The sequence below is a fragment of the Rhizobium skierniewicense Ch11 genome, assembly GCF_023757665.1.
In the GTDB taxonomy this organism is placed as follows: Bacteria; Pseudomonadota; Alphaproteobacteria; order Rhizobiales; family Rhizobiaceae; genus Agrobacterium; species Agrobacterium skierniewicense.
The window spans coordinates 272,575-294,120 of the sequence record NZ_RXPG01000009.1 but is presented as its reverse complement, the minus strand read 5'-3'; the positions used below and the strand labels follow the sequence as shown (position 1 = coordinate 294,120).

Sequence of the window (21,546 nt, the reverse complement as noted above, 5' to 3'; positions counted from 1 at the left end):
CGCACGTTTTTCAATGGGAGCTAACAATGGCCGAGAAGACACTCGACGACCTTTTCTATGACACACTGAAAGACATCTATTATGCCGAGCGGCAAGTGCTGAAAGCACTGCCGAAAATGGCACGTGCTGCAACCGACCCGAAACTGAAGGCGGCTTTCGAAAAGCACAAGGAAGAAACCCAGGGGCAGATCGAACGCCTCCAGGAGGTTTTTGAGCTGATCGGAAAGCGCGCGCAAGGCAAGACCTGCGAAGCGATCCAGGGTATTCTCGCGGAAGGCGAAGAGATCATCGAAGACTACAAGGGTACCCAGGCGCTCGACGCAGGCCTGATTTCGTCCGCACAAGCGGTGGAACATTACGAAATCGCCCGTTACGGCACGCTGAAGGCATGGGCTCAGAAGCTTGGCTACGACAAGGTCGTTCCGCTTCTGGACGCGACACTGCAGGAAGAGTCCAAGACAGACGAAGCGCTAACCACGCTTGCCGGCAAGTCCGTCAATGCAGCGGCGCAGAAAGCTGCTTAAGGTGCTGAAGATCACGTGAGCCGGGCATGATGCCCGGTTGACCTCAGAACACTAAAAAACCGGGCATCGCCCGGTTTTTTTTATTTCTGTTTCACGGTGCTGGGTTATGGTGCTGGCTGAGCGGGTCGGGCTGGCTGGCCGGGATTGGGGTTGCTGTCGGTGCCACCTGTTGCCGGTGCCGCACCAGATGGCGTGTTGTTATCGAACGAGCCGGCTGCGCGGGCGCCGGGATCGGCGGGCGCATTGGACGGGCCTGGCGCGGGCTGCGTCTCAGTGGTCGCGGGCGCTGTGGCCTCCCCCCAGGTCTCGGCAACCATCCAGACTGCGCCCGCCAGCACGAGGCTGATCACCAGAATCACCAGCACCGGGCTTCCCTTAAAACCTTGGCGGCTTTCCGTTGGAGTAAAAACTTTCTTTTCTGGACCCTGCGGCATAAATTCCTCCTCAACTCTCTTACGAACACTATTTATGTTCATGTTCTCATGAAAGCTCGCCAAGGATCGGATTGTTCCGTGGAGCGCGCAAGATTCATCGATTGAGGGTTGTCGAGCTAGATTTTATGTAGCCGTCGTCGGCGATAATTCGCAATGGCGGTATCGATCATCACATGTGCAGCATTGGGATCGTCAAAGACCATGTCGATTTCGATGACGAGGGTGCTGGAGAGCAATTCGGCTGCGGCGCCGTGGTGTCCATTCAGGCGAACGGCATCCTTGGCAGTGGTCACGAGCAGCAGATTTCTCTTGCTGGCCATGTCCAGCAGGTCACGCATTTCCTCATCGCTAAAATGGTGGTGATCCGAGAACGCCCGTTTCACTCCAATCTCAGCGCCCAGTGCTTCGACCGTCCGGTAGAATTTGTCAGGATCAGCAATGCCGGCATAGGCCAGAACACGTTTACCCGCAAAATTGGGCTGGGGCCTGGGCCGGATAGACGAGACGAAAACGGGTTTGCCTGCACGCGCCGCCGTACGAACGATAGCATCCGCCGCCTGTCCGTCACCTACTTTCAAAATGGCCGAGAGCTGGCGCATCTGCTCGTCCAGCGGTGCGCGAACGGGACCGCCTGGAACGAGATGGCCGTTACCGATACCACGCTGGGTATCGATAACAACAAGAGCGTAATCCAGTGTCAGCCGAGCGCTCTGAAACCCGTCATCCATGATGATGAGGTCGACCCCCTCTGCAACCAGACGCTTTGCGCCCTCGACACGTTTTCTGGAAATGACGGCTGTTGCCTCGCGTGCCAGCAACAGGGGTTCATCACCCACCGCGGCAGAGCGGTGATGGTGGGCATCAACCAGTGTGGTCACATCCAGCGTGCCGCCGTACCCACGGCTGAGAAAGCCGGGCTTCAGCCCTTTGGCGAGGGCGGCTCTGGCAATGGCGATCGCGGTCGGCGTCTTGCCCGCACCACCGACGGTGAAGTTGCCGATGCAGATGACGGGAACGGGAACGGATGCCCGCTTCGCCCTCTTCATCGTACGGCCCGCGACTTTGCCGTAGACGAACGAAAACGGCGCCAGCGCCCACGCCTGCCAACCGGATTTTTCCCACCAGAATGGCGGTGCTTCCGAAACCATAAGCCTAAAAACCCCGCATTCCCCTCATCGATTACCGCAGGTATCTGCCAGAAAGGTAAGGATTTTGCAAAGGACGCGGGTTTGAGCGGAATGACATCATGGTCCTTTGCGACTTCTGCCTATTGGCAACGCCATGGCAAAGGCATGCCAGCGCCGCTTGGTTTCCTCTCCCCTTGGAGACAAAGAGATAAGCCCAATTGCTCACGGCTCAAGATGCAGGACGCTGAGGCAGCAGGTCTTCCAAGCCGGTAATGTCGTCGAAACAATAATCGCAATCTGCCGACAGGCTTTGTTTCGAACCCGTGCCGGTAAGAACAGCGATGCGCAAACCGGCACCTGCATGTCTGCCCATGTGCAAATCGTGATTGTTATCACCCACCACAGCCACACGTTCCGGGGCCAAACCGAGGGTTTGGCAGAAGCCAAGGACCATGCCCGGCTGCGGTTTGGTGCCGTGCCCGCTGTCGTAGCCTGCGACGAAATCAAGGTCCGCTTCAAAGCCAAAGCGTCTTGCAAGCTTGAGAATGGAAGCTTCGTTGTCGCTGGAGGCGATGCCCAGCTTGAAGCCCCTGCCCTTCAATCGCGCGAAGAAGGCTTTGAGGTCTGTCACAGCAACCGATTTTTCAGCGGCATTGGTAAAAAGCTGGTCAAGGCGTTTTGTGAGTTCAGACACGTCGCAAGGTGAGCCGGCGGCAATCAGACCTTCGGCGATTTGCACGGTGTTGCCAGCGGCAAGCAGACTGTCTGGCATGACATGACCAGTCAAAGGGTCCATACCGCATGAGGATAGTAGCCTGTTTGCCAGTTCCGCGTCCCCTTGCGAGGCAATCGCGGCCAGTTCACGGTTCACAGGCCCCCAACTCGCATCGTAGCCAATGAGTGTACCGTCCTTGTCGAACAGGATGGCAGCAATGGCCGCAGCCGACCTAGGAGCTTCAGCCGTGCCCACGATCAGCCGACCGCGCTGCGCGGCTGGAGTTTAGCGGTCACCGTCAACGGATTTATGTAGGGCTCCAAAGCCTTGATGGTCGAAGACAAGGCGCCGCGCATATCCTGAATGACCTTGCCGCCTGCATCGATCATCTTGTAGCGCTCATTGTCGTTTACAAGCAGGTAGTGCACGGCCTTTGCCAGCATTTCTACATCGCGGATAATACGTCCACCACCAGAGCGTAGCAGCTTCTGATAGGCTTCTCGAAAATTCTGAACATGGGCGCCGGACAAAACCGCGCAACCGAGCATGGCTGGCTCCAGAGGGTTTTGCCCACCTTCCGCCATCAGCGAACGCCCGACAAAGGCAAGCTCCGTAAGCCGAAGGTAAAGACCCATTTCGCCGATGCTATCACCAAGGAAAATATCCGTTTGCGGCGTAATGACATCATTGCGGCTGCGGCGCGCGACCGTCAGGTTCATACCTTTCAGCATGGTTTCAATCTCGTCTGCCCGTTCGGGGTGACGTGGGACGATAATGGTGAGTTGCCCGTTGCGCGACTTGATCGCCGTATGAACAGTCGCTGCGGCCTTCTCCTCGCCATCGAATGTCGAAATGGCAGCCCAGGTCTTGCGATTGCCGATCTGACGGCGACAGGTGTCAAGGGCAGCCGCATCACACGGCGGCGGGTCTGTGTCGCCTTTCAGGTTGCCGGAGACGACGACAGGCCATGAGCCGAGGTCACGAAAGCGTTCAGCATCGACATCCGACTGCGCGACGACCAGGGCCAATTTGCTGAACAGCGCTTCTGCAAACGCGGAATGGCTGTGCCAACGCCCGAAGGACCGGTCAGAAAGCCTTGCGTTGACACGGATTTGCGGAATATGGCGACGCTCCAGTTCCATCATCGTCACAGGCCATATCTCGGACTCGGCGGTAACAGCCGCGTCCGGTGACCAGTATGTCAGAAAACGGGAGATGGAGAATTTGACGTCGAGCGGCACATATTGGTGGATCACATCATCGCCCAGGCGCGTTTGGCTGAGCTCTGCGGAGGTGACGGTGCCTGTGGTCAAAAGAACGTGAATGTCACGTTTTCTGATCTCTCGGATGAGCGGAACGAGCGCCAGTGTCTCTCCCACGCTTGCGGCGTGAAACCAGATCAGAGGGCCGCGCGGGCGCTCCTTGCTGGGATAACCGAAACGCTCCATGCGGCGGTATTTGTCTTCCTTGCCCTTGGCAGAGCGATACATGAGGTAGGGACGGGCGAAGGGATAGGCTGCGGCCCCTGCAATTCTGTAACCCGAAAGGGCGAAACGTACGATTCGGCTGTTCATGACATGCTGCCTTCGATCATTTCGCGCAAAGCTTTCCCCTGTGATCTCCGCTGACATCTCGCGTTCAAGAAACGCGAGATGTCAGCGTGTTCAGTCTTTATGGTTCGGCATCGTCGCTTCCAAGCAGCCTCGCGACTTTCAGGTCGATGCGTGGAAACGGTTTGTTACAAAAATGCGTCTTTTTTGTTTCAGACAGACACGGACCGGCGAAAATTCCGACGCCCCTGGAGGCTGCAATCTCTGCCAAAGAGACTCGCTTGCATCAACCTCTGTCCGCTATAGTACAAATATAGTCAAAAAGCAGCGCTTAATTGCTTTGCGGGTCGAGAAGGCGGTGCATATGCACTATAAAATAACGCATATGGGCGTTATCCACAGTCTGCTGTGCCTTTGACTTCCAGGCGGTCAGTGCCGTTGCATAGTCTGGATAGATACCGACGATGTCCAGCGCCTTCAAATCGCGAAACTGTACGTCCTGAAGATTTTCGAGTTCGCCGCCGAATACGAGATGCAGAAGCTGTTTCTGGTCGCCCGCTACAGTCATTTTTCTTCTCTTCTTTCTAATGGTCTATTGCCCGGAGAGGTTCTCATCTGCGATATTTCGTCGTGAAAATCAACCTCTGGCAGATAGGTTCAGAGACGCCAACAATTCCGGCAAGATATGATGTGCTGCGGCGCATAGTTCAGGGTGACGGACACTGGCACGATTGTAGATGAGGGGATTTCCCGATAGATCGACCAGCTTTCCGCCAGCCTGTTCGAGAATGAGGTCGGCTGCAGCCAAATCCCAGTCATGGGCATTGGCCATGACCAACGTGCCGTCGATGCGGCCGTCCGACACCATGGCAAGCCGGTAAGCCAGAGATGGCACATGCGGGATGCGATGAATGCGCGACTTCAGATTTTCTGGCAGCCGAGCGATCACAACGTCCGGCGCAGCCAGCTGTATTTGCCCGACAATGGAAGACGAGGTCGACAGAACCTGACCATTCTTGATGGAAGGCGCATCAAGGGATGCCGTGAACTCCTCGTCGAATGCGGGCGCCACGAGAACGGCTGCTACCGGGCGTCCCTGATGAACGACAGCCACGCTGACGCACCATGTGTCCTTGCCATTGATGAAAGCGCGCGTGCCATCGATCGGATCAACCACAAAAAGGGTTTCCTTGGACAGCCGGTTTTCGTTGTCGTCGGTTTCCTCTGAAAGCCAACCATAATCCGGGCGCGCCTTTTGGAGTATAGTGGCCAGCACCTCGTTGGCGGCATAGTCAGCGGCGCTCACGGGCGAATGGCCACTTTTCCACCAGACTTCCGGGTCTTTGCGAAAAAACTTCAGGGCAACGCGGCCCGCTTGCCGGGCAGCATCCACGATTAGGTCGAGATCGGAGCGCCAGTCTGCCCCTGTTGTATCGCTCATTATATCGTCGTTCATTTCGCGGGCCTCGACTGAGGCCGGTTTCCAGTCCCCGAACATGCGCATGGTGCAAGCGCCAAAGCAACCGTTGATTGACGGTATCAGCGTCCCGCTATGGTCATGCCTTCTATAGCAATCGTCGGGGCTGCCACGCCGTATTTGCGGTCTATGTCGTTTGCAGGTGTGACGCGCATAAACATATCCCTGAGATTGGAGGCGATGGTCACTTCCGAAACCGGAAAGGCTTTTTCGCCATTTTCGATCCAGAAACCGCTTGCGCCGCAGCTATACTCCCCTGTCAGCAGATTTGCGCCATGGCCGATCAACTCCGTGACGTAAAAGCCGGTGCCGACCTGGGCGATCAGATCCTGTGGCGAGATATCGCCCGGTTCCAGCGCCAGATTGGTAGAGGCCGGAGATACGGATGTTCCCCCACGCACACCACGGCCATTGGTTTCAAGTCCAATTTCTCGGGCGGTCGATGTTGACAGGAACCAATGCTTCAGGACGCCGTCCTCGATCATCACAAGCTTCTCGCCACGAACGCCCTCACCATCGAAAGGGCGTGATGACGGGCCGCGGACGATCTGTGGATCATCCGTAATCGACAGTCCCTTCTTCAGCACCTGCTGGCCCATCTTGTCACGCAGGAAGCTGGTCTTGCGGGCAACGGAAGCACCGTTGATAGCGCCCGCAATGCCGCCGACGAAGCCGCGAGCGATCCGTGGATCGAACACGACCGTGATATTGCTTCCGGTATCGACCTGACGTGGGTTGATGCGCTTGACGGCTTTTTCACCGGCACGACGACCGATATCTTCGGGCTTGTCGAGATCGGCAAAATAGAGACGGCTGTCATATTCGTAGTCACGCTCCATCCTGGTGCCTTCACCGGCGATGACGCTGACGGAGCGGCCGAACCGGCTGCCCAGATAGCTGCCAGAAAAACCATGGGACGTCACCAGCACCAGACCGCCCATGCCACTGGACGCACCCGCGCCCGAGGAATTGCTGACGCCTTGAACAGCCAACGCCGCCTCTTCTGCCGCCAACGCTGCTTCGCGCAGCTCGTCAGCAGAAATCTCGGTCGGATCGAACAATTGCAGGTCGTCGTAGGAATTTGCGAGCCGATTGCTGTCGGCGAGGCAGGCGTAGGGGTCTTCCGGTGAAACCTTGGCCATGGCAACCGCACGTTCAGCCAATGTCTTCAGGTCGAAGCCGGGATTTGCCGACACGCTGGCCACCCGCTTGCCGACGAAGACACGCAGGGAGAAATCATCGCTTTCGGCGGACTCGGTGCTCTCAACCTTGCCAAGCCGCACGCCGACGGATTGCGAACGGGACCGCACGATGACGGCATCCGCCTCATCGGCTCCAGCGCGCCGGGCCATATCGACCAGTTGGCTGGCACGATCGAGTAGCTTGGAGGAATCGATATCTGAGGACATAAGATGGGCCTTTCGTTGACCTTCATTTATTGCGGTGCACCTGCCGCATCAAGGCCAAAGCGGCATTTCACCGGTAATTGAGCGAAATGCTTATACCTCCACGCCGTGGCCACGGTGATAAAGCTCGACCTGGCGCTCGATCTGCCGCTTGAGATCGTCCTTCGTTATCTCAGATTCCGCCAAGACCTCCTGCGCCTTGCGGAAGTCCAGAACCTTGAAACGATTGACCGGCGGGCGCAGAAAAATATGCGGCGGATGCATGCGCAGCTTCAGCGAGATTACCGATTGCATCATCAACTGGCTGGCGCCGAACAGGCTCTCGAAGCGGCTGGGCATCGTCGTGCCGTCGCCCTCGGGACCACCGACAACATCCACCGCGATCACGATATCCGCCTTATCCAGCAGATGGTCATAGGGGACGGGATTGAAGATACCGCCATCGATCATGATGCGATCATTCATGCGGATTGGCATGAACAGGGCAGGAATGGCGGAGGAGGCTGCCAGCGCCTGACGCAGATCGCCGCTTTCGACGATGACCTCCGATTGCGCATAATAATCCGTCGCTGTCACTTTTAACGGGATTTTCAGTCCTTCGAAGGTCTTTGGCATGGCCGATGGCAGAAGAGCATCGAGAACAAGCTCAAGATTGAACTGCCCCAGACGAAAGCCGGATACGGCGTGGCGCATCGAGGCAGCTCCCAGGCTCCAGAGCTTGTTGGCAACGCTGCCCTTTCTGCCCATCAATTGCAGAGTATAGTCCCGGATATCGCGGCCGCTCATGCCGGCGGCCATGCCGGCACCTATAATGGAGCCGATGGACGAGCCGGCGATGGCCGTCGGGCGAATGCCGAGCTCATCCAGCGCTTCGACGATATTGATGTGGCAGATGCCGCGTGCGCCACCGCCCCCCAGGGCCAACGCGAATGTCGGATCACGCACCTCTGGTACAAGATTGTCTATCGCTGCGTCTTTGCGCTTGCGTTTCTTGCCAGAGAGCTTCTTTTTCTTATCAGCCACGGGTGCGGCCTCTCCTTCGTGTCATGTGCTGTCCCGCTCTATGACACAAAGACGACAGGAGAGTGACGCGCGCTCAAGGTCGCGCGTCATTGCGGTCAAACAGACGCTTCAGGCTCGTAGCGATAAAAGTGCATGACAGAATCCCCGAAGGTGCGGCTTTCCAGTAGCTTGAAGGCCGGATCGACCGTTACAAGCACATCGGCTCGCTCTTCGAGAATGGCAAGCGCACCCGGTACCAGCCAGCCGCCCAGATGTGCGGCCAGCATGGATTTCTCTCCATGACCGAAGCCATAGGGCGGGTCGGCAAACAGGACATCGAAGGGTTCGATGTTATTGACGCTGCCGAGCTTGGTGGCATCGCGGCGCAAAATACGCGCGCGACCATGCAGCCCCAGAGCATCGATGTTTTCCCACAACAGGCCCCTGCCCTCGACACCGTTCTCAACGAACAAAGCCACGCGGCAACCGCGTGACAAAGCCTCAAGCCCGACCGCGCCAGTACCCGCGAAGACATCGAGAATGCGCGTACCCTCAAGACTTTCCGGATAGGCGTGGCTCAGGATATTGAAGAGGCTTTCTCGCGTACGGTCGATCGTGGGCCTGATTGTATTCGATTTCGGAGCGGCGAGTGACCTGCCGCGAAACTCACCGCCTACGATCCGCATTACGCGTCATTCCCTTGCCACCAGAAGGTTTTCCACCCGGACCTTTGCCGCCAGGACCATTTCCAGGCCCCTTGCGATCCGGACCTTTGCCGCTCCCGGCACCTTTGCCCGAAAAACCACCTTCGGAACGATCGCCACGTGGCTTGCCGAAAGCCGGTTTGCCACCAAAACCACCGGGCTTGCCGCCGGAAGGCCTGCCTTCGCGCGGCTTGTCACCAAAAGGTTTCGTGCCACGCGGCTTATCGCCGAACGGGCGTTCACCACGGGGGCGATCGCCCTCTTCTCGCGGCTTGCGGTCGCTGAAGGGACGCTCGCTACGGGCGGGACGGTCACCAAACGGTCGTTCCGTACGGGCGGGACGATCCCCGAAGGAACGTTCGCCGCGTGAACGGTCACCGCGCTCTGCGCCATCGCGTGGCTTGCGGTCGCCATAAGGGCGTTCGCTGCGCTCACCGCTACGGGCCCGATCGCCACGATCTGGACGAGCGCTGAAGGGCCTGTCGCCACGGGGCCGATCACCACGACCGCCTGTGTCCCGGGGTTTGCGATCACCGAACGATTTCTCGCCACGCTCGCCTCTGCCACGACCACGGCTTTCGTCCTGCGCGGGCTTGTCTGCGCGGATCCACTCGCCGTCAACGTCTCTGTGTCTGACGATAGCGCGGCGAGCATCTGCCTCGGCGGAAGGCTTGAAGACGCTTTCGGCTTCCGCGCGCACAGATTTGCGCTCCTTGCCGTCACGCGTTGGCTTGGCACCCGGCGCCATCCAGACATTGGCGGTGCGGTTGCTTCCCATCTGCGGACGCTTGGGACGGTCGTCATCGCGCTCGTCATCACGACCCTTGGCAAAAGGCTTGCCAGGACGCTTGGCATCCGGCTTGCCCTGCGCGCGGTCGCGAGGATTGTCTCGCTTTTCAGCGAAATTGCCGCCGCGCGGATTTTGCTCCGCATCGCCGCGCTTGGTCCATTCGGATTTTACGGGACGCTGGACGGGGACGTCATCGTCTTCGGCAACGGCATCATAAATCGGCGCATCAAAATTGGCCCCGGCGGCTTCAATGAGGCGTGGGCCCAACTGGTCGCGCAGCATGCGTCCACGCACTTCCACCACCTGGCCTTCCGGCAGATCACCCAGCTGAAAGGGACCATACGAAATGCGGATCAGACGGTTAACCTCAAGCCCGATCGCGCCCAGCACGTTCTTGATCTCGCGGTTCTTGCCCTCGCGAATACCCATGGTGATCCAGACGTTGTGGCCCTGCGTGCGGTCGAGCGTCGCTTCGATGGCTCCGTAGAGAACACCATCGACGGCAATGCCGTCCTTCAGCTTATCGAGCGCGGCCTGATCGACTTCACCATAGGCGCGAACGCGGTAACGGCGCAGCCAGCCGGTGGTCGGCAATTCCAGAACGCGTGACAGGCCGCCGTCATTGGTCAGCAGCAACAGGCCTTCGGTGTTGATATCCAGACGCCCGATGGACAGAACGCGGGGAAGCTCTTTGGGCAGATTATCGAAGACGGTCGGGCGCCCCTCGGGGTCGGAGTTGGTCGTCACAAGGCCGGATGGCTTGTGATAGAGCCAAAGTCGCGTCCGTTCGGCGCCACGGATCGGTTCGCCATCGACTTCGATCTTGTCATCGAGAGTGGCGTTGACCGCAGGGCTTTCAAGCTTGACGCCATTCAGCGAAACGCGGCCTTCCATAATCATCCGCTCGACATCGCGGCGCGAGGCCACGCCTGCACGCGCCATGATCTTGGAGATGCGCTCGGGTTTCGTCGCCGCCGTTTCCGTCGCCACGGTCTCGGTCTTTGCGACAAATGGCTTCTTTTCGCGCGCCGCGTCAGGCTTTGCCGACGATGTCGGCTTTCTGTCGCGGTCGAATGGTTTGCCGCTGCCACGCTTCGGCTTGTCTTTGAATGTCATTTGTTGTTTGCCTGTTGTTTGCCGTGTCCTATCAGGTCGCGCGGCACTGGTTAAGAGGAAATTGCAACAACAATGGCGGAAACGACGCATTTCATGGACCTTGCGCTGGTAGAAGCGCAGGCTGCGGCCCTTAGAAACGAGGTGCCGATCGGTGCAGTGCTGGTACTGGACGGCCGCGTGATTGCGCGTTCAGGCAACCGGACACGCGAACTCAACGACGTGACCGCCCATGCCGAAATCGCTGTCATTCGCATGGCGTGTGAAGAACTGGGGCAGGAACGGCTTGCCGGAGCAGACCTTTACGTCACGCTTGAGCCCTGCACGATGTGTGCGGCCGCCATATCCTTTGCCCGCATCCGCCGACTGTATTACGGGGCAAACGATGCCAAGGGCGGCGCGGTGGAGAGCGGTGTGCGCTTCTTCAACCAGCAGACATGCCACCATGCGCCAGAGGTATATTCGGGGATGGCGGAAGTGGAGAGTGCGGAGATTTTGCGTGCGTTTTTTCAGGGGAAGCGCGGGGAGTAAGACGTGGTCTCCTCAACTTCGGCATCGCCCTCGGGCCTGAGCCGAGGATCTATCCACGTTGGATGTCATGGTTCGTTAGATGGTTGGGTCACGCCCGAGGATGACGGAGGTCGCAATCCGCTTTTCTGGAAGCCGTTGGCGTTCGGCGATCAATAATCGTTGCCGCCCATCCCTTTTTTTACTGGAACGGGTTCCACCAGCTCTTGCCGGTTCCGGCCATGGCAGCGTTCTTCTTGCGCTCTTTTTCTTTTTTCGCTTCCGGCTCGCCGAGATCGGCCAGCTGATCCTGGGGCACGTTGCGATATTCTACCGGCGGATCGGTGAGGAACTTGCGCTGGTTGTTGTTGACAATCGTGCCACCCTGCGCGTCGGCCTTGGCCTTGCGGAAGGCTTCCCACTTCTGGCTTTCAGTCATCTGGCCGTTGGTGCCGTTGCCTGCGAGCAATGGCGAGCGGTAATTCGGGTTATCGCGGTTTTCATCCGCTTCCTTGCGCAGGCGCTCGCGGGCTTCTTCCGGTGTCTCAGGCCATTGCGGGTTCGTCTCGCGGTTGGCAAGGCTCTGTTGTGGCTGGGCCAGCTGACCAGCACGCGCCTGGGCGGGAACGACGAGACCGGGACGCGGATTGTATTTCAGGCTCCGCTTGCTCTGATCGCCGGTAATGGACGTTGCATTGCCCAGATCGTCCACCAGCTGTTCGGCAGAGGTTTTACCCGTTCCGTATGTCGGGCTCGTGCAGGCGCTGAGCGCAAGGCTAGCGGAAACCGCACCAAAAATCGTGCCGTAGATGCGAAATCTCTGCGTCATGCTCATGGAAACCCTTCCGCCCCAAAGCGCCTTGCGCCCATATGGACGCTCACAGAGCGCTCTTTATATTAATTCAACGCATCATGCATTCCGAAAATCGATGCCGATTTCCGCCCTGATGCTGTCACCGTCCCGCGACCGGTAGCTTGCATTGATGCTAAAATCCGGCCAATTTCAGGCAGGTTTACCGGATGAACGCCTAAAGTGCAATTCACCCGGTACTTTTCTTAAGCAGCGATACCCAATTCGTGGAGTGCCGCAGCATCGCGCGCCGAGACGTCCGGGAAGGCCGGATCGGAGCCGACATCGGTGGTGATACGCCAGGAACGGGCACATTTGCGCCCTTCCGCCAGCTTCTGCTCGACCGACACCTTCTGCACATCACCCAGACGGAACGCATCTGCCGGACCTTCGCCCGAGACCACCGAAATGGCCGAGGTGATGCAGATCTCCGCAAAATCCTGACCTTCCAGCGCAGCCAGCAGTTCAGCATCCGCAACATGAACCACGGGAGCCGCTTCCAGAGAGGAGCCGATGCGCTTTTCCCGGCGCTCGACTTCCAGAGCGCCGGTCACCACCGTGCGCACCTTGCGGATTTTATCCCACTTGGCGTCCAGCGCCTCGTTTTTCCATTCCGCAGGAACCTCCGGGAACTGGACGAGATGCACGGACTCCGCATCAGGGTAACGCGAAAGCCACGCTTCTTCCGTCGTGAACGGCAGCATGGGTGCGAGCCATGTGACGAGGCAATCGAACAGCTTTGCGATGACCGACAGCGATGCGCGGCGCCTTAGCGAAGACGGGGCATCGCAATAGAGCGCATCCTTGCGGATATCGAAGTAGAAGGCCGACAGCTCGACATTGGCGAAATCGATCAGCGCGCGGGTGATCTTCTTGAAGTCGAAGGCGTCGTAACCCTCGCGCACAACCTGATCCAGCTCAGCCAGACGGTGCAGCATGAGCTGTTCCAGCTCCGGCAGATCGGCATAGGCGATCTCTTCACCGGTGTCATGCGCCAGCGTTCCCAGCATCCAGCGCACCGTGTTGCGCAGCTTGCGGTAAGCATCGATGTTGGTCTGGATGATGGCTTTCCCCAGACGCTGGTCTTCCCAGTAATCTGTGGTCATGACCCAGAGGCGCAGAATATCGGCGCCGGATTCCTTCATCACGTCCTGCGGAGCAACCACGTTGCCAAGCGACTTGGACTGCTTGCGGCCCTGCTCATCCATGGTGAAACCATGGGTAACGACGGCGTTGTAAGGCGCACGGCCCCGCGTCGCGCAGCTTTCCAGCAGCGACGAGTGGAACCAGCCGCGATGCTGGTCGGAGCCTTCCAGATAGACATCGGCTGGCCATTTCAGGTCAGGACGGTCTTCCAGCGTAAACGTGTGTGTGCAACCGCTGTCGAACCAGACGTCGAGGATATCCCGCACCTGCACCCACGGCTCACCGGCACGTGTCCCGAGGAACCGCTCACGCGCACCTTCGGCAAACCACGCATCGGCACCTTCAGCCTCAAAGGCTTCAAGGATGCGGGCATTGACGTCCTCATCAACAAGCACTTCGCCCTTTTCATCGGCAAAGACAGCAATCGGCACGCCCCAGGCGCGCTGGCGCGAGAGCACCCAGTCCGGGCGATTCTCGATCATGGCACGTAGACGGTTCTGTCCGGCAGCGGGCACGAAACGGGTGTCATCGATGGCAGAGAGCGAACGCGAGCGCAGCGTGGTGCCATCGCCCAGTTCCTTGTCCATATAGACAAACCACTGTGGCGTGTTGCGGAAGATCACCGGCTTCTTGGAGCGCCAGCTATGGGGATAGCTGTGCTTCAGACGGCCCCGGGCAAACAGATTGTTGGCGCCGATCAACGCCTTGATGACGCGCTCGTTTGCATCGCCCTTCTTGCCGTTATCATCCATGACGCGGGCAGCGCCACCTTCAGCCGAAGGGCCGAAACCGGGCGCGTCTTCGGTATAGAAACCGTCATCGCCAACCGGGAACGGGATCTTCGACGAGATGCCACGCGCTTCGATCTCGCGAGCCTTTGAAGTCCACGCATCAAAGTCTTCGCGACCATGACTTGGTGCGGTGTGGACGAAGCCGGTGCCTGCGTCATCGGTGACGTGATCGCCATCTAGGAGTGGGACGTCGAAGTCGTAGCCAAGATGAGCCAGAGGATGGGCGCAGGTGATCGCGCCCAGTTCTTCCGCTGTGACAGGACGAACCAGCTTGAATGTCAGCTTCGCTTTCTTCGCCGCTTCGTCGGCCAGCTTCGTCGCAAAGATCAGCTTTTCGCCGGGCTGTGGGCCAAAGTCGTTCTCAGCCGTTTCGACTTCGAACAAGCCGTAAGGGAAGCGCGAGGAGAAGGAGATGGCGCGGTTGCCGGGGATCGTCCAGGGGGTTGTAGTCCAGATGACGACCGAGGATCCAGCCATATCCGGAAACACCGGTGCGCCGAGTGCGACTGCTCTCGCATTCAATTGCTCTAATGCAGAGCTTCCAGGCTGAACCTCAGTAGCTTCCGGAGCAAAGCGGATCGGGAACTTCACCCAGATCATGTCGCTCTCGACATCCGCATACTCGACCTCAGCCTCGGCCAAAGCCGTACGCTCGACCACCGACCACATGACCGGCTTCGATCCGCGATAAAGCTGGCCGCTCTTGGCGATCTTCAGCAGCTCGCCAGCGATACGGGCTTCCGCGTGGAAGTTCATGGTCGTGTAAGGCTGGTCGAAATCGCCTTCGATGCCGAGGCGCTTGAACTCGGCTGACTGTTTTTCGATCCAGCCAGCCGCGAACTCACGGCATTCCTTGCGGAATTCGTTGATCGGAACCTCGTCCTTGTTCTTGCCCTTGGCGCGGTAAGCTTCCTCGATCTTCCACTCGATGGGAAGACCATGGCAATCCCAGCCGGGAACGTAATTGGCGTCGAAGCCGCGCATCTGGAACGAGCGGGTGATGACATCCTTGAGGATCTTGTTCAGCGCGTGGCCGATGTGGATGTTGCCGTTAGCATAGGGAGGGCCGTCATGCAGCACGAATTTTTCGCGACCGGCGGCGGAAGCGCGCAAGCGCTTGTAAAGACCCATCTGCTGCCAACGGGCAACCGTTTCAGGCTCTTTCTGCGGCAGACCGGCGCGCATCGGAAAATCCGTCTGCGGCAGGTACAGCGTTTTGGAATAGTCGATGGTCTCTGCGGTGTCGTTCATGATCATACCGTTATGCGGCGCATATCTGTTCAACAAAGCTGAAAAGTTGCGCCGTCTTGAGTGCAAGAGGGCTAAAGCGGAGGGCGCTCAGTGTATCTATATCGCATTGTCCGTACGCAAAACCGCTGCGCACTTTTGCTGAAAATGCTTGAGCAAGCGCCGAAAACCCGGACCTTTCGGCTGCTTACTGCGCGCAAAAGGCCGGGCCAATAATTCGGGAAATGAACGTCAGCCGAAATTGGTACATGGGCGACTGTTTATGTGTTTTTGCTGCGTTTGAAAAGAGAATAGATGTCACACAAACGCCCATGCTTTCAAAAAGCAATTCGTGCATCCAGTTTGCCCAGAGGTTTGACACCTGACAGGAGCGCCCTCGCCTCGTCCTCATCCTGTTTGATCTGCGCCACCAGCGTCTCAAGGCCATCGAATTTCAGCTCGTCGCGCAGGTGACCGAAGAAAGAAACGGAGCAGATTTCCCCATAGAGATCGCCGGAAAAATCGAAGATGAAGGTTTCGAGAAGGGCAGCACCATCATCCGTTACGGTCGGGCGATAGCCGAAACTGGCAACGCCATCGTGAAGCGAGCCATCCGCCCGTCGAAAACGCACGGCATAAATGCCGGGCTTCAATTCCGTTTCCGGCGGCAACGCCATGTTGGCGGTGGGGTAGCCGAGCGTGCGACCGAGTTTCTGCCCGCCGATCACTTCGGCTTCGACCGTGTAGCGATAACCCAGGAGACCGGCGGCACCGACGACATCCCCTTGCGCCAGCAATTCTCGGATACGGCTTGAGGAAACGATTTCGGCACCTTCATCGCGGAACGAATCGATCAGAACGACATCGAAACCGTGTTTCTTGCCCGCGGCCATCAGATAGGCCGGGCCACCTTCGCGTCCCTTGCCAAAGTGGAAATCCACGCCGGTGACAACTGCGCTGGCACCCAGCCAGTCCACCAGAATGGATTTGACGAAATCCTCCGCCGATCGCTGCGAAAAATCCCGGTCGAAGGGGTATTCGATCACAGAATGAAAGCCCTCGACTTCCAGAACCCGCGCCTTGACGGAAGCGGGCGTCAGCCGGAAAACAGGCGTTTCCGGACGAAAGACGGTGCGTGGATGCGGTTCGAACGTCAACGCCAAAGCGGGAAGATCACGCGACGCGGCAAGCTCCAGCGCACGGTCCAGCACGGCACGGTGACCGCGATGCACGCCATCGAAATTGCCAATGGCGATAACGCCGCCCTTCAGGTTTTCGGGCAGCAGTTCCTTCTTTTCATTGCGATGAAACACGGTCATGGACAAACTCTATGCTGGTGCCACACTGTTAGGCAAGACGCGGCATCCACCAGCCGGGGGCTGCGTTCTGGCCTCTCAGATACGCATTCATCAACGCTTCGTCCGTTTCGCCATCCAGCGTATATTCGGCCGCATGAATGCCGCCACTGATATAGAGAAGCTGGAGGCCTGCATTGATGGCGCCCTTTACATCCGTCGGCATGCCATCGCCGATGGCCAGCACGCGATCGCCAGCAAATTCGCCGCGCACCTCTTTGGCCGCAGCAAGGCAGGCCTCGTAGATCGGCGAATGTGGCTTGCCGGCAATGCGAACCTCACCGCCGAGCTGCTCGTAATACGCGGCCAGGGCACCGGCGCAGGGAATGATGCGCTCGCCGCGCTCCACCACCAGATCGGGGTTGGCACAGATCATCGGTACGGCACGGGCGATGAAGCCTTTCAGCATATCCGTATAATCTTCCGGCGTTTCGGTTTCATCATCGAAAAATCCGGTGCAGACGATGGCTGTCGCCTCTGCCTCCGGCACCACGTCGATATCAAGACCTTCGAGCAAAGGCATGTCACGCTCTGGGCCCAACAGGAAGATGTCTCGCGGCCCTTGTGAAATCAGTTCACGCGTCACATCGCCCGAAGTGATGATGCGATCATAGGCCGTGTCGGGAATACCAAGCGCCCGCAGCTGCGTGATGACCCCGGGGCCCGGTCGCGGGGAATTGGTGATCAGCACAACGGTCTTGCCCGCCTTGCGCGCCGCTTCCAGGGCAATAGATGCGTCGGGAAAGGCTCTGACGCCATTGTGCAGCACACCCCAGACATCTGAGAGAACGACGTCGAACCGATCTGTGATTTCGCCAAGGGTGGAAATGCGGTGGGCCATGAGATGCTTCCAGACTTTCAAAGATGCCAGATTTTCACAAACAATGCTTGGTCGTGACATGACAAACCGTCACGCTGTTTACAAGCAAAAAGGTTTTGTATCGAACAAAGCGCAGACACGAAAACCCGTCTTCTACAAAGTGGCATACCGCGATGGCACGCCTCATGTGTCCTCAAGCGCTGCGGCTGAACCCCTCGATCTCGGCGCCATCGATCAAGAGAAGTGATCAAGTTGAGGTAACCGACCCGATGGTGCAGTTGGGTCGCCCACCAACGCGTCAGATCAGCCAGAGGCGCAGAACACCACTTGCTATGCCGAGTGCAAGCACCGGCACCATACCGAGTTTCCAGCGCGTTAGCATCAGCAGGGATACGACCAGAAGGCCGCTCGCGAAAGGATCGAGCGTGCTCCAGAGCGGCCAGGATATGCCGGGACCGAAGCTTGGCAGGATGGCAATGCGTTCCACCTGCGCAAACAGCACATGCAAGCCAAACCAGATGGAAAGGTTGAGGATGACCCCAACGACCGCCGCCGTGATAGCTGATAAGGCCGCCGACAGAGTTGAATTGTTGCGCACCTTTTCAACATAGGGCGCACCGAGAAAAATGAAGATGAAACTCGGCACAAACGTCGCCCAGGCCGTGACCATCGAGCCTAGAACGCCCGCCACCATCGGGTCCAGCCAGTCCGCATGACGAAACCCGGCGAGAAACCCGATATAGGGCAGAACCAGCACCAGCGGCCCCGGCGTTGCCTCAGCCAGCGCAAGACCATCCAGCATTTCGCCTGCTGTCAGCCAGCCATGGGTTTCCACCGCCACCTGCGCGACATAGGCCAGCACCGCATAGGCCCCGCCGAAGGTCACCACCGCCATGCGCGAGAAGAAGCTTTGCAAGGTCGCCAAGGTTTCCGGCGCTGAGAAGAGATAGATCACGGCGAGCGGGATCTGCCAGATCATCAGACCCAGGACAAGCCCCATCACCCGCGACAGAAACGTCACGGGAGCTGCATCATTTTCGTGGTCTGTGTGTGCCTGCTCGGCCTGGTCACCACGCCGCCCTCTCAGAAAGCCGAGCAGACCGGCGACCAGGATGACGAGTGGAAACGGCAGGCCAAAAACGAAGAGCGCGATGAATGCGGCGGCAGCGATGGCGACCAGAAAGCGGCTGACCAAGGCGCGTTTCGCCACGCGGATCAAGGCTTCGATTACGATGGCCAGCACGCAGGCTTTCAGTCCGAACAAAAGACCGGGCAGCCAATGGGTGTCCTGATAAAGGCAATAGGCAGCGGCAAGAGCAACGATGGTGACGAAGCCGGGCAGGATGAACAGCGTACCGGCAATTATACCGCCGCGCACGCCGTGCAACAGCCAGCCGATATAGGTGGCGAGTTGCTGCGCCTCCGGGCCAGGCAGCAGCATGCAGTAGTTGAGGGCGTGCATGAAGCGGGCGTCTGATACCCAACGCCTTTCATCCACCAGAACGCGGTGCATCATGCCGATCTGACCTGCTGGCCCTCCGAAGCTCAAAAAGCCGATACGGGCAAAGACCGAGGTGAGTTCTTTCAGGGTCGGTTTGGCAGTTGGTGGCGGGCTTACAAAATCTGTCATGAACGACTGATAACCAATTTATATGAAATATTTCCGACAGGGCGTTCTTGACTCCCCTTGGAGACACCCCTATCTCTGCCTCGCTAGCACTCTCCAATGAGGAGTGCTAACACTTATCAAGCGGACCTTTGAGTGGTCCGTACAGGTCATTTGATCGAGGGATTAGACAATGACAAGCACAACTTTCCGTCCGCTGCATGACCGCGTCGTCGTTCGTCGCGTTGAGTCTGAAGCAAAGACCAAGGGCGGCATCATCATTCCTGATACCGCCAAGGAAAAGCCGCAGGAAGGCGAAATCGTCGCTGTCGGCACCGGCGCTCGCGACGATAGCGGCAAGCTCGTTCCTCTTGATGTCAAGGCTGGCGACCGCGTTCTGTTCGGCAAGTGGTCCGGCACTGAAGTCAAGCTCGACGGCGAAGACCTTCTGATCATGAAGGAATCCGACATCATGGGCGTTATCGGCTGATCGAGCCGGTTCTTCTCACTTTTCCATGACAACCAATGGGCCATGAGCCCGGGAGTTTTCTACAATGGCAGCTAAAGAAATTAAATTCGGCCGCACAGCGCGCGAAAAGATGCTTCGTGGCGTCGATGTTCTCGCAGACGCAGTGAAGGTAACGCTTGGTCCGAAGGGCCGTAACGTCATCATCGACAAGTCCTTCGGCGCACCGCGCATCACCAAGGACGGCGTTTCCGTCGCCAAGGAAATCGAACTTGAAGACAAGTTCGAAAACATGGGCGCACAGATGGTCCGCGAAGTTGCTTCGAAGACCAACGACATTGCTGGTGACGGCACCACGACTGCGACCGTTCTTGCACAGGCCATCGTTCGCGAAGGCAACAAGGCTGTTGCAGCCGGCATGAACCCAATGGACCTCAAGCGCGGTATCGACCTGGCAGTGTCCGAAGTCGTGAAGGACCTTCAGGCCAAGGCCAAGAAGATCTCCACGTCTGAAGAAGTTGCACAGGTTGGCACGATCTCTGCAAACGGCGACACGCAGGTTGGCAAGGACATTGCCGAAGCCATGCAGAAGGTCGGCAACGAAGGTGTTATCACCGTCGAAGAAGCCAAGACTGCCGAGACTGAACTCGAAGTCGTCGAAGGCATGCAGTTCGACCGCGGCTACCTCAGCCCTTACTTCGTCACCAACCCTGAAAAGATGGTTGCTGACCTGGAAGACGCTTACATTCTTCTCCACGAGAAGAAGCTTTCGAACCTTCAGGCCATGCTGCCCGTTCTCGAGGCTGTCGTTCAGACCGGCAAGCCACTCGTCATCATCGCTGAAGACGTTGAAGGCGAAGCTCTTGCTACGCTCGTCGTCAACAAGCTTCGTGGCGGCCTGAAGATTGCTGCTGTCAAGGCTCCTGGCTTCGGCGATCGCCGCAAGGCCATGCTCGAAGACATCGCGATCCTGACCGGCGGTACCGTTATTTCCGAAGATATCGGCATCAAGCTCGAAAACGTCACGCTCGACATGCTCGGCAAGGCGAAGAAGGTCTCGATCACCAAGGAAAACACAACGATCGTTGACGGTTCGGGCCAGAAGTCCGACATCGAAGGCCGCGTTGCGCAGATCAAGGCTCAGATCGAAGAAACATCGTCCGATTACGACCGCGAAAAGCTGCAGGAACGTCTTGCCAAGCTCGCTGGCGGCGTTGCCGTCATCCGCGTTGGCGGCTCCACGGAAATCGAAGTCAAGGAACGCAAGGACCGCATCGACGACGCTTTGAACGCGACGCGCGCTGCAGTTCAGGAAGGCATCGTCCCAGGCGGCGGTACAGCTCTTCTGCGCTCTTCCACGAAGATCACCGTCAAGGGTGCGAACGACGACCAGGAAGCTGGCATCAACATCGTTCGCCGCGCTCTCCAGTCGCTGGTTCGCCAGATCGCTGAAAACGCAGGTGACGAAGCCTCCATCGTTGTTGGCAAGATCCTCGAGAAGAACGAAGAGAACTGGGGCTACAACGCCCAGACCTCCGAGTATGGCGACATGATTGCCATGGGTATCGTCGATCCGGTCAAGGTTGTTCGCACAGCCCTGCAGAATGCAGCTTCGGTTGCTTCCCTGCTGATTACGACAGAAGCCATGATTGCCGAGCTACCCAAGAAGGACGCTCCAATGCCTCCTATGCCAGGCGGTGGCATGGGCGGTATGGACTTCTAAGAAGTCGATACCCTCCGGAACACGAAAGGCGGTCCTTGCGGGCCGCCTTTTTTGTTGTGGCTATCGCACTGGCACAGTATCGTTCAGCGAGTTAGGGCGCTAAATGCAACCCTTGGATTGGAGATTAGGTGTCTGAAGCCGAGCAAATAACCAAGAGCCCACCCACGTCGTTGTCGTTTGCTCGCAGACGATGTCTCTTAGTGTTAGCAGCGC

Annotated in this window: 19 protein-coding genes; 4 read left to right on the top strand and 15 right to left on the bottom strand. The window is 58.3% G+C overall.

What is annotated here, in order from left to right:
* Window positions 1-26 precede the first annotated feature (26 nt).
* Window positions 27-524: a YciE/YciF ferroxidase family protein gene (locus tag EKM04_RS09880; protein ID WP_174152189.1), complete on the top strand. Its 498-nt coding sequence runs from the start codon at window positions 27-29 to the stop codon at window positions 522-524.
* 104 nt (window positions 525-628) lie between these two features.
* On the opposite strand, the gene EKM04_RS09875 is transcribed toward EKM04_RS09880, so the two are convergent.
* The 10 genes from EKM04_RS09875 to EKM04_RS09830 all read right to left on the bottom strand — a co-directional run bounded on the left by EKM04_RS09875 (window position 629) and on the right by EKM04_RS09830 (window position 10,845).
* Window positions 629-958, bottom strand: a complete 330-nt coding sequence (locus EKM04_RS09875) for a hypothetical protein (protein ID WP_174152188.1) — start codon at window positions 956-958, stop codon at window positions 629-631.
* Between the two features lie 116 nt (window positions 959-1,074).
* Window positions 1,075-2,106, bottom strand: a complete 1,032-nt coding sequence (gene lpxK, locus EKM04_RS09870; protein WP_183894185.1) for a tetraacyldisaccharide 4'-kinase — start codon at window positions 2,104-2,106, stop codon at window positions 1,075-1,077.
* 208 nt (window positions 2,107-2,314) lie between these two features.
* Window positions 2,315-3,055 carry an HAD family hydrolase gene (locus EKM04_RS09865; RefSeq protein ID WP_183894183.1) on the bottom strand — a complete coding sequence of 247 codons (741 nt, stop codon included), beginning with the start codon at window positions 3,053-3,055 and terminating at the stop codon, window positions 2,315-2,317.
* 2 nt (window positions 3,056-3,057) lie between these two features.
* Window positions 3,058-4,374 (bottom strand): lipid IV(A) 3-deoxy-D-manno-octulosonic acid transferase, encoded by a 1,317-nt coding sequence (gene waaA / locus EKM04_RS09860; RefSeq protein WP_183894181.1) that lies wholly within the window; start codon window positions 4,372-4,374, stop codon window positions 3,058-3,060.
* 307 nt (window positions 4,375-4,681) lie between these two features.
* Entirely contained in the window at window positions 4,682-4,918 is a 237-nt protein-coding gene (locus tag EKM04_RS09855) for a DUF4170 domain-containing protein (RefSeq protein ID WP_183894180.1), read from the bottom strand.
* A gap of 69 nt (window positions 4,919-4,987) precedes the next feature.
* Window positions 4,988-5,791 carry a 3'(2'),5'-bisphosphate nucleotidase CysQ gene (locus tag EKM04_RS09850; RefSeq protein WP_183894178.1) on the bottom strand — a complete coding sequence of 268 codons (804 nt, stop codon included), beginning with the start codon at window positions 5,789-5,791 and terminating at the stop codon, window positions 4,988-4,990.
* A gap of 98 nt (window positions 5,792-5,889) precedes the next feature.
* Window positions 5,890-7,236, bottom strand: a complete 1,347-nt coding sequence (locus EKM04_RS09845; protein WP_183894176.1) for a TldD/PmbA family protein — start codon at window positions 7,234-7,236, stop codon at window positions 5,890-5,892.
* Window positions 7,237-7,326: 90 nt separating this feature from the next.
* Window positions 7,327-8,199, bottom strand: a complete 873-nt coding sequence (locus EKM04_RS09840) for a patatin-like phospholipase family protein (RefSeq protein ID WP_183894465.1) — start codon at window positions 8,197-8,199, stop codon at window positions 7,327-7,329.
* 152 nt (window positions 8,200-8,351) lie between these two features.
* On the bottom strand, window positions 8,352-8,921 hold the full coding sequence (gene rsmD, locus EKM04_RS09835) for a 16S rRNA (guanine(966)-N(2))-methyltransferase RsmD (RefSeq protein ID WP_183894174.1): 570 nt from the start codon (window positions 8,919-8,921) through the stop codon (window positions 8,352-8,354).
* A complete protein-coding gene (locus EKM04_RS09830; RefSeq protein ID WP_183894172.1) occupies window positions 8,902-10,845 on the bottom strand; it encodes a pseudouridine synthase in 1,944 nt (647 codons plus the stop codon). Before EKM04_RS09830 ends, rsmD begins: the two co-directional genes overlap by 20 nt.
* Window positions 10,846-10,917: 72 nt before the next feature.
* Here EKM04_RS09830 and EKM04_RS09825 point away from each other — a divergent pair, with 72 nt between their 5' ends.
* Window positions 10,918-11,373 carry a nucleoside deaminase gene (locus EKM04_RS09825; protein ID WP_183894170.1) on the top strand — a complete coding sequence of 152 codons (456 nt, stop codon included), beginning with the start codon at window positions 10,918-10,920 and terminating at the stop codon, window positions 11,371-11,373.
* A gap of 178 nt (window positions 11,374-11,551) precedes the next feature.
* Here EKM04_RS09825 and EKM04_RS09820 read toward each other — a convergent pair whose 3' ends face one another.
* From EKM04_RS09820 to chrA, 5 genes are all read right to left on the bottom strand, one after another.
* Entirely contained in the window at window positions 11,552-12,178 is a 627-nt protein-coding gene (locus EKM04_RS09820; RefSeq protein WP_183894463.1) for a hypothetical protein, read from the bottom strand.
* 227 nt (window positions 12,179-12,405) lie between these two features.
* Window positions 12,406-15,387, bottom strand: coding sequence for an isoleucine--tRNA ligase (gene ileS / locus EKM04_RS09815; protein ID WP_183894168.1), 2,982 nt, complete (start codon window positions 15,385-15,387; stop codon window positions 12,406-12,408).
* A 314-nt stretch (window positions 15,388-15,701) separates the two neighbouring features.
* The gene (locus EKM04_RS09810) at window positions 15,702-16,682 is read right to left on the bottom strand and encodes a bifunctional riboflavin kinase/FAD synthetase (RefSeq protein WP_183894166.1); all 981 of its coding nucleotides are present in this window, start codon (window positions 16,680-16,682) and stop codon (window positions 15,702-15,704) included.
* 28 nt (window positions 16,683-16,710) lie between these two features.
* Window positions 16,711-17,559, bottom strand: coding sequence for a TIGR01459 family HAD-type hydrolase (locus tag EKM04_RS09805; RefSeq protein WP_183894164.1), 849 nt, complete (start codon window positions 17,557-17,559; stop codon window positions 16,711-16,713).
* 277 nt (window positions 17,560-17,836) lie between these two features.
* The gene (gene chrA, locus EKM04_RS09800) at window positions 17,837-19,168 is read right to left on the bottom strand and encodes a chromate efflux transporter (RefSeq protein WP_183894162.1); all 1,332 of its coding nucleotides are present in this window, start codon (window positions 19,166-19,168) and stop codon (window positions 17,837-17,839) included.
* A 169-nt stretch (window positions 19,169-19,337) separates the two neighbouring features.
* Between chrA and groES the strand changes: the two genes are divergently transcribed.
* On the top strand, window positions 19,338-19,634 hold the full coding sequence (groES, locus tag EKM04_RS09795; protein ID WP_045229730.1) for a co-chaperone GroES: 297 nt from the start codon (window positions 19,338-19,340) through the stop codon (window positions 19,632-19,634).
* A 64-nt stretch (window positions 19,635-19,698) separates the two neighbouring features.
* Window positions 19,699-21,333, top strand: coding sequence for a chaperonin GroEL (groL, locus tag EKM04_RS09790; RefSeq protein ID WP_183894160.1), 1,635 nt, complete (start codon window positions 19,699-19,701; stop codon window positions 21,331-21,333).
* The last annotated feature ends 213 nt before the right edge of the window (window positions 21,334-21,546 follow it).